The organism is Oceanobacter antarcticus, assembly GCF_044962685.1.
GTDB lineage: Bacteria > Pseudomonadota > Gammaproteobacteria > Pseudomonadales > Oceanobacteraceae > Oceanobacter > Oceanobacter antarcticus.
On record NZ_JBBKTX010000014.1, the window covers coordinates 128,039 to 136,616 of the forward strand.

Annotated in this window: 8 protein-coding genes; 4 read left to right on the top strand and 4 right to left on the bottom strand. The window is 55.1% G+C overall.

The features are described 5' to 3' along the window. Positions 1 to 2: 2 nt before the first annotated feature. The 3 genes from ispE to WG929_RS12635 are packed head-to-tail and all read right to left on the bottom strand — an operon-like array spanning position 3 to position 3,319. On the bottom strand, positions 3 to 878 hold the full coding sequence (gene ispE, locus WG929_RS12625) for a 4-(cytidine 5'-diphospho)-2-C-methyl-D-erythritol kinase (RefSeq protein WP_416206311.1): 876 nt from the start codon (positions 876 to 878) through the stop codon (positions 3 to 5). Then, on the bottom strand, positions 871 to 1,476 hold the full coding sequence (gene lolB / locus WG929_RS12630; protein WP_416206312.1) for a lipoprotein insertase outer membrane protein LolB: 606 nt from the start codon (positions 1,474 to 1,476) through the stop codon (positions 871 to 873). Before lolB ends, ispE begins: the two co-directional genes overlap by 8 nt. Then, positions 1,466 to 3,319: a tetratricopeptide repeat protein gene (locus WG929_RS12635; RefSeq protein WP_416206313.1), complete on the bottom strand. Its 1,854-nt coding sequence runs from the start codon at positions 3,317 to 3,319 to the stop codon at positions 1,466 to 1,468. The genes lolB and WG929_RS12635 overlap by 11 nt, the downstream gene beginning before the upstream one ends. A gap of 169 nt (positions 3,320 to 3,488) precedes the next feature. Between WG929_RS12635 and hemA the strand changes: the two genes are divergently transcribed. From hemA to WG929_RS12655, 4 genes are read left to right on the top strand one after another with little or no spacing between them, the layout of a single operon-like run. Continuing rightward, complete coding sequence (gene hemA, locus WG929_RS12640) at positions 3,489 to 4,772, top strand: glutamyl-tRNA reductase (protein ID WP_416206314.1); 1,284 nt, start codon at positions 3,489 to 3,491, stop codon at positions 4,770 to 4,772. A 2-nt stretch (positions 4,773 to 4,774) separates the two neighbouring features. Beyond that, entirely contained in the window at positions 4,775 to 5,860 is a 1,086-nt protein-coding gene (gene prfA, locus WG929_RS12645) for a peptide chain release factor 1 (RefSeq protein WP_416206315.1), read from the top strand. Continuing rightward, a complete protein-coding gene (gene prmC, locus WG929_RS12650) occupies positions 5,857 to 6,762 on the top strand; it encodes a peptide chain release factor N(5)-glutamine methyltransferase (protein ID WP_416206316.1) in 906 nt (301 codons plus the stop codon). Before prfA ends, prmC begins: the two co-directional genes overlap by 4 nt. A 38-nt stretch (positions 6,763 to 6,800) precedes the next feature. Further along, the gene (locus WG929_RS12655; protein ID WP_416206317.1) at positions 6,801 to 7,559 is read left to right on the top strand and encodes a HesA/MoeB/ThiF family protein; all 759 of its coding nucleotides are present in this window, start codon (positions 6,801 to 6,803) and stop codon (positions 7,557 to 7,559) included. A gap of 546 nt (positions 7,560 to 8,105) precedes the next feature. On the opposite strand, the gene WG929_RS12660 is transcribed toward WG929_RS12655, so the two are convergent. After that, positions 8,106 to 8,578, bottom strand: a 473-nt coding sequence (locus WG929_RS12660) for a transposase (RefSeq protein WP_416206318.1), incomplete at its 5' end; no start/stop codon positions are given.

Consider the following 8,578-nt stretch of genomic DNA (forward strand, 5'->3'; position numbering starts at 1 on the left):
ATCTAGGACGGTCTGAATAATAGCGTATGTGCCGGAGAGTGGTTAACACCCTGTGCAATAAAATGCTCATATTCAGCCGGTAACTGCTCAGCAACCTTTGCGGCTTCTGCTTCCGAGTCAAAGCTTGAAAATATGCAAGCTCCAGTACCCGTCATCTTAGCAAGAGAATATTTATTTAGCAAATTCAATGCGTTACCAACTTCAGGGTAAATCATCGAGACAATTTGCTGGCAATCGTTATCGCCCCCTTGCTCAAGTGCGGTGCGCATATTAATGGCAGGGGTATTTCTTGTCAAACACTTATGGGAAAAAATTTCTGCCGTGTTGACGTGGACGTCTGGCCGAACGACCAAGAACCATTTTTCTTCCAGTTGTGGCACGGGAGTGAGCTGCTCTCCGACGCCTTCGGCAAAGGCGGCCTGACCGTAAATAAACACCGGCACGTCGGCACCGAGGCCCAGGCCAATCCTGGCGAGTTGATCGAGAGACTGACCAAGTTGCCAGATCTGGTTCAGTGTTAACAGGGTGGTGGCGGCATCCGAACTGCCACCGCCAAGGCCGCCGCCCATCGGTAAACGTTTGGTCAGACGGATATCAGCTCCTGGAACCGTTATGCCCTTTTCTTTGGCGAGGTTTTGCAGCACTCGGGCGGCACGAATAATCAGATTCGACTCGCGCTCGACGCCGTCAATGTCGGGGGTCAGGGTGAGCAGGTCGTCACCCCGGCAGCGAAATTCGAGCCAGTCACTGTAGTCGAGGAACTGAAACAGGGTTTGCAGGTTGTGGTAACCATCCGGCCGACGCCCGGTAATATGCAACATCAGGTTCAGTTTGGCGGGTGCCGGTACGCTGACCCAGGGGCTGGAAACATCAGTCATGCAATGTCCACTCGTTAATGGCCAAAGTTAGAGTGTAGTCGTAGCCCTTGAGTTTGATCAGACCCGGTAGCCATATGCCCTGGTGTTGTTGATAACGACTGAAGCGTATGGTCCAGCCATTTTGTTGCAGATTGCTTAGCAATCCATAGTCATCAAACTGACTGGTGGCCTTGCTTGCAGGAGAGGGTTGGCCCTTGACCCAATAACGAATGCCTTCAATTGGCAAGTACCAGCCGAGATATTCGGCCATCAGGCTTTCGGCATTCGGAGCGGTCAGCGGCTGGTCGTGATCGGGCAGGGTCAGCGTCGCTTCGGTCGGGTTACCCTGCAAGCGTGACGACCCCTGACCCATGGGGCCGGTGATAAACAGATCGTATTGCTGATGTTGCTGTTCCCAGGTGAGGTAGCCGGTCACGCTGTCGCTATTGGTTCTGACCGACAGTTTGCCGCGCAGCTGCCAGTCTTGTAATTGCTCCAGCTGTTGCTGTTGCAGCTGCTGATCGCCGGGCAGTAATGAGCAGGCGCTTAATGTCCCCATCAGCATCATCAACAGTAGCAGCGCTAACGTCTGAAGCCTTTGAACTATGTTATTCGGCATCCATCTCGACCTTCAGGCGCTGCAGTGTTGCCCGAATAATAGCGCTATCGGCGTGCTCTCGCAGGCCTGTTCGCCATACCTTTCTGGCTTGTTGCTGTGCTCCGGTGACCCAGAGTAACTCACCATAATGGGCGGCAATTTCATGATCGGCGACGATGTTAAAGGCCCGCTGTAGCAGTGGCTCAGCTTGCTGATAGTCACCCAGTTTGAAATAGGCCCAGCCCAGGCTGTCAATAATGGCGGGGCTGTTGGGGCGTAATACCAGTGCCCGTTTCAGTAATGGCAGGGCATCTTCGATGCGGTGTAACCGGTCTACCAGCGTATAGCCGAGGGCATTGAGGGCATCGGCGTTATCGGGTTGCAGTTCTATCACCCGTTCAAGGTCTTGTTCCATCAGGGGCAGATTATTCATCCGTTCTGCGACCAGAGCGCGGTAGTAAATGACTTTTGCATCGTTCGGATTATTATCAATCAGATGGGTGTAGCGATCCAGAGCACCCTGAAAATGGCCGTAGTCGGTCAGCAAGCTGGCCTCCAGAACCATCAACTCATTGTGTTTGTCAGGGTGGCTCTGGCGCAACGCGGTTAAATAATCAACCGCACGTTGGATGCCTTGCTGCTCCGCCAGCAGTGCTGCCGCATTAAGATGTGCAGGCATGAATTCGCGGCTGTCTTCTACCTGAGCATAATAGCTCAGCGCCTGATCTGGCTTGCCGAGTCGCTCGGATAATTGCCCCAGGTAATAAAGTGCCTGGGGCTGATGTGCTCCGGTTTCTAGCAGACCGAGCAAGTGGTTGTAGGAGTCCTGATTCAGCTCCAGTTCAAATTCAATCAGCCCCAATGACAGCAGGATGGTGTGATCACCTGGGTAACTCCGATGTAAATCTTCAAAGGCCTGTCTGGCGGCTTCGGTCTGGTCGGTATTTAATAACAGTCTGGCGCGCAGAACCTCCATGCCCTTATGATCTGGATGTTGTACCAGTACCTGATCCACCCAGGTCAGAGCTGCACGTTTGTCAGCCCCCGATGCCAGCATCCGGGCCTTGAATACCGCCGCCGGCAGGCTGTCGGGAGCCAGGGTCAGCGCCTGATTGTAATGATTGAGTGCGCTGGTATTGTTACCGAGGCTTTGTTCCAGAATACCCGCTGCGGTCCAGAGTGAGGGGTTGTTTGGGGTGGTTACCAGCCGTTGTGACAACGCATCAAGCAGCTTTTTGCGGTCACTTTCGGCCCCGAGAGATGCGGTGGAAGCCAGTAATTCATAATGGCTGTCGCCGGTCAGATCCTGCAATACACTAAGGTGTTCCAGGGCGTTGAGAAACAACCGCTGCGACATATAAAGCTGGGCCAGTTGCCAGTGTACTTCCGGGTTGTCGGGTTCGGCAGCCAGCCAGATACGGGCAGCCTGGGTTGCCTGCGGGTAGGAACCCATATACTGGGAAACCTGCGCGGCCCGAGCAGCAATCTGTGGATTGCCGGTACGCTCGGCAGCGGCCAGATAGCCATCGCGGGCACGTTCGAACTGCTGACGCTGCCCGGCGAACTCGGCAGATAACAACTCGAGTAACTCCCCTTGGCTAAAGCTGGCAGGTTTGGGCTTGGGTTCGATTGCGGCGGATTCGGCTTGTGTGGCTGCGGTTGTCGTTCCGGCCGTCGCAGTGTCATTCAACGAGGGTTCGGTAGCCTGATCTTCAGGTTGTGCCTTCTGAGTGGCGCAGCCCGACAACACGCCGCCGAGCAGGATGCCAGTCAGGAGCAATTGAGCGAGAGAAGCGCGTTTGCTGCTGGCCGGATGCAACAACGGCGCAGCGTTCGGTACGGCTGTCAACGATGGTGTGAACACTCTGTTTCTTCCGGATGCGGGGGCTTCAGGAGCCGGTAGCGCCTGATTTGCCAGAAAATTTTGTGTCTATTTAGGGTTAGATGACACACTAAGTCAAAGATTTAAGCGGTAAAGCCGGGCGCTGACGTTTATAATCCGCGCTTTTCGATCAGGGGTAGCACATAGCGTAATGGGTATCTGGGCTCTGGGAATTAACCACAAGACTGCGCCGGTGTCCGTGCGCGAGCGCGTTGCATTTAATCCCGCCTCCATGCCTTCCGCTCTGGTGGACATCTGTCACGTTAATGCAGCTACCGAGGCCGTTATCCTTTCAACCTGTAACCGTACTGAGATCTACGGATCGTCGGTAGAGTTCAATTGGAATCAGGTTCGTGACTGGCTTGCTCATCATCATGGTCTGAATGCCAGTGAACTTGATTCGGCTCTGTACTGCCTCGAAGGAGATGCGGCGGTACAACACACCATGCGAGTAGCCAGTGGTCTGGACTCGCTGGTGCTGGGTGAACCACAGATTCTGGGGCAAATGAAATCCGCTTATGCCGTGGCTCAAGAAGCAGGCACTGTCGGCTCTGAACTGGGACGGCTGTTTCGTCAGACCTTCTCGATTGCCAAGCGTGTCCGTACCGACACCGCCATCGGAGAGAACCCGGTATCGGTGGCATTTGCTGCGGTACGGATGGCTCAGCACATATTTTCGGATCTGGGCCGCAGCACTGCATTACTGATTGGTGCTGGCGAAACCATCGAACTGGTGGCGCGGCATCTGCGTCATGCCGGCATTGAAAAAATCATTGTTGCCAACCGCACACTGGCCCGTGCCCAGCATCTGGCGGAAGAATTTCATGCCGAAGCCGTGTTACTGGAAGATATTCCGGAAGTACTGGCCGAGGCGGATATTGTAATCGCCTCCACCGCCAGCCCGTTCCCTGTGCTGGGTAAAGGAGCGGTTGAAAAAGCATTAAAAAAACGCCGCCACAAGCCTATGTTTATGGTCGATATTGCCGTTCCCAGAGATATTGAAGCCGAGGTCGCAGACCTCGGCGATGTCTACTTGTACACCGTCGATGACCTGCGCAGCATTATTGAAGAAAACGTCCGTTCACGTGAAGACGCTGCATTGCAGGCGGAAGAGCTGATACTGGCGGGAGTGGAACACTTTATGCGCGAGCTGAAAGTGCTCGATGCGGTTCACACCGTCACCGACTTGCGCGCCCACGTCGATCGGGTGCGCGAAGAACAACTGATCAAGGCGATTAAACAACTGCAAAATGGTGCCGAGCCAGAAAAGGTTTTACGCCAGTTTGCTCATACTTTTAGCAACAAGCTGCTTCATGCTCCCACCATCGCACTGCGTCAGGCAGCGGCGGACGGGCGCATGGATGTCTTTGACAGTACCCGCGAGCTGTTCCAGCTTGGCGATACCGTTGATGCTGCCAGCACTGGCGATGATTGAACATGAAAGCCTCTATCCTGCACAAACTGGAATCTCTCTCCGAACGTTACGAAGAAGTCGGGCGCCTGTTATCCGACCCGGACGTTATTAGTGATCAGAACAAGTTTCGACAACTGTCGAAAGAATACAGCGAGCTGGAAAGTCTGGCCCAGACCTTTGGGCGCTACCAGCAAGCACAAGCCGACCTGGATGAAGCCGAACAACTGGCCAGCGACCCCGACCCCGACATGCGTGCCATGGGCGAAGAAGAAAAACAATCGGCCAAAGAGCAGCTGGATGCCCTGACCGGCGAACTGGAAATTCTGCTATTACCCAAAGACCCGGACGATGGCCGTAACGTCATCGTAGAAATACGTGCTGGCACCGGCGGTGATGAAGCCGCAATTTTTGCCGGTGACCTGTACCGCATGTACACCCGCTTTGCCGAAACCCAGGGCTGGCGTACCGAGCTGATGAGCGCCAGCGAAGGCGAACACGGCGGTTTCAAGGAAGTGATTACCCGTATTGCAGGAACCGACGTTTACTCGCGGCTGAAATTTGAATCCGGTGCCCACCGGGTACAACGCGTGCCGGAAACCGAAAGCCAGGGCCGCATTCATACCTCGGCCTGCACCGTGGCAGTGATGCCAGAAGTTGACAGCGAAGAAGAGATCGATATCAACAAAAACGATCTTCGTATCGACACCTTTCGTGCCTCCGGTGCCGGTGGTCAGCACATCAACAAAACCGACTCAGCCATCCGCGTAACCCACTTGCCGACCGGGCTGGTGGTGGAATGTCAGGACGAACGTTCACAACACAAAAACCGCGCCAAGGCACTGGCGGTGCTGGCGACTCGTCTGCGAGATGCCCAGCGCCAAGCCGCCCATGCCGAACAGGCAGCCACCCGTAAAAGTCTGGTGGGGTCGGGAGATCGTTCCGAACGTATTCGTACCTACAACTACCCGCAAGGGCGCGTCACCGATCACCGCATCAATCTGACCTTGTACAAACTGGATGAAATTGTTCAGGGCGACCTGATTCCGGTTATTGGGCCGCTGGCGCACGAGCATCAGGCCAATCTGCTGGCAGAAATGTCGGGCCAATGAGTCAATCCCAATCCATAGATCAGTGGCTGGCGACGGCCCGTCAGCAGCTTGAATTGAGCAGTCATGCCCGCAAGCTGCAAGACAACAATCCACAAGACAACAATCCACAAGACAATACCGCCCGACTCGATGCCGAACTGTTACTGGGGCACGTACTGCAAAAACCGCGTGCCTGGCTGTATACCTGGGGCGACACAACGCTGGAAGCGGCGCATAACGAACCGCTTGAACGGCTGTTGGCACGTCGCTGCCAAGGTGAACCGATGGCGCATATTCTTGGCCAGCGCGCGTTCTGGTCACTCGAACTGGAAGTGAATCCGAGCACCCTGATTCCCCGGCCGGATACCGAAACCCTGGTAGAATGGGCACTGGAATTACCCTTGCTGGCGACAGCGCGAGTATTGGATCTGGGCACCGGCAGCGGGGCGATAGCCCTGGCATTAGCCAGCGAACAGCCCTCCTGGAAAGTATTAGGCGTCGATGTTTGCCTCCCGGCAGTTGAACTGGCGCGCCGCAACGCCCGGAGCAACAAAGTGCGTGCGACATTTCTGTTAAGCCACTGGTTTGATGCTCTGGCTGGGCAGTTTGATCTGATCGTCTCCAATCCCCCCTATATCGACGCCGCCGACCCGCACCTGGCCCAGGGTGACGTTGCTTTTGAACCTCGCAGCGCGCTGGTTGCCGATCATCAGGGCATGGCCGATATCGAACACATCATCAGCAAGGCAGCGGCGTTTCTGGTAGCGGATGGCTGGTTATTGCTGGAACATGGTTATCAACAGGCCACCGCCGTTGCCGACTGCCTGAAACACCAGGGCTTTGTCGATGTGGGCACCCGGCACGATTTGGGCGGCCAGCCACGTATTACCGGCGGACGCTGGCCTCAAACCCGGTTGGCCTGATACTGATTGTTCAGACCTGCCTGTCGAAGGAATAGAAAATGGAAACCCTCTCAGACCAACAACTGTTGCGTTACAGCCGCCATATCCTGCTGCCAGAGATGGACATCGAAGGGCAACAGGCACTGTTACAAGCCCGCGTCATGATCATTGGTCTTGGTGGCCTTGGTTCACCCGTCGCCCTGTATCTTGCCGCCAGTGGCATTGGCCAACTGCTGCTGGTCGACGATGACCAGGTCGAACTGTCCAACCTGCAACGCCAGATTGCCCACGCCGACGCCGACGTGGGCCGTGCCAAAGTAGATTCCGCAGCGGCACACATACAAGCGCTCAACCCAGATTGCCAGGTAACGGCCATACAACGCCGCGCCGATAAAACCTGGCTGCAAAGCCAACTCGGCATGATAGACGTAGTACTCGACTGCACCGACAACGCCGACATTCGTTACCAACTGAACCAGGCCAGCCTCGCCACAAAAACACCCTGGATATCCGCCGCCGCCACCGGCACACAAGGACAATGGATCTGGTTTGACCCTACGGACAACAACAGCCCCTGCTATCGCTGCCTCTACCCAAACCTGACCACCAGTGGACTCAGCTGCGCCGACAGCGGCGTACTGGCACCGCTGGTAGGAGTGATTGGATCACTACAAGCACTGGAAGCACTGAAATTTATCGCCAACCTAGGCGATACCCGCCCAGGCCGACTCAAAACATTCGACGCCCTTGCCGGAGAACAGCGCAGCTGGGAACTCCCAAAAAACCCACAATGCCCGGATTGCAGTCGCCTGGAGTAACCACCCGACATCCGTGGGGACTGCATCGCAGTGGCATACTCATGCCAAAGCACTGTGGGCTATAGGGGACATATATAGACGCTTCCCCAATATCAAGGATGACTTGGCCCTGACACCTGCCATATGCCCTTGATTTATTTCCTGTTAACCATCACTTGTTCGTTGCGATGACAGTGGCAGTTCTGACATATATCCGGCTTCTGTTCGGGATCAGCTCCCGCAGCCCTGATGAAATCCGAACCCTGGCACCTTTAACATCTATTCGATCTGGCCACGCCGATCGTGTCCCGCTCAGGCTCTACCAGGGACGGATTGCCCCGTTACATCATCAAACAACGACTACCCGATGGGTTTTTGCTTTCAGGCCGGATTAAAGACCGTTTGACGTGTCAAAACGCTCCAAATAATCCGCGCCAGTTTATGCGCAATGGCGACAACGCCCTTGTGCAATCCGCGACGCTGGACGATGTCTATCATCCAGCGCGCCAGATTTGTGTCTTCGTTTCGCTTAGCCCAGCGCAGTGTGTGACGTGCAGCCTGCACCAGTCATTTTCTCAAGTAGGCATCCCCACGCTTGGTAATCCCTGACATCACCGATTTATGACCACTGGCCTTTTGTCTCGGTGTTAACCCCGTCCACGCCGCAAAATCCCGGCTGTTATGAAAGACCTCCGCATTGTCCACCGTACTCTTGATGGCCGTCGCGATATGAGCCCCGATTCCAGGGATAGAGATCAGGTTCTGGCATTGCTGATCCTGTTCGCCATAACGCTTTAATTCTTCGTTAATGTGATCAATCCGACGCGATAACAGGTCATATTCAGTCAATGTCCAATTCAACTCCGACTGCATCATGCCAGACAGCTCACCTTGTTCCAGAATCTCGCGCAACCCTTTAAGTACAGCATTGATTCCGACGGGGAAGATATAACCATAGTCCGTCAACAAACCGCGCATCTGATTGCAAAGCGCAGTGCGATCCTTGACCAATCGTTCTCGCATTCGATGCAAGCTCTGAA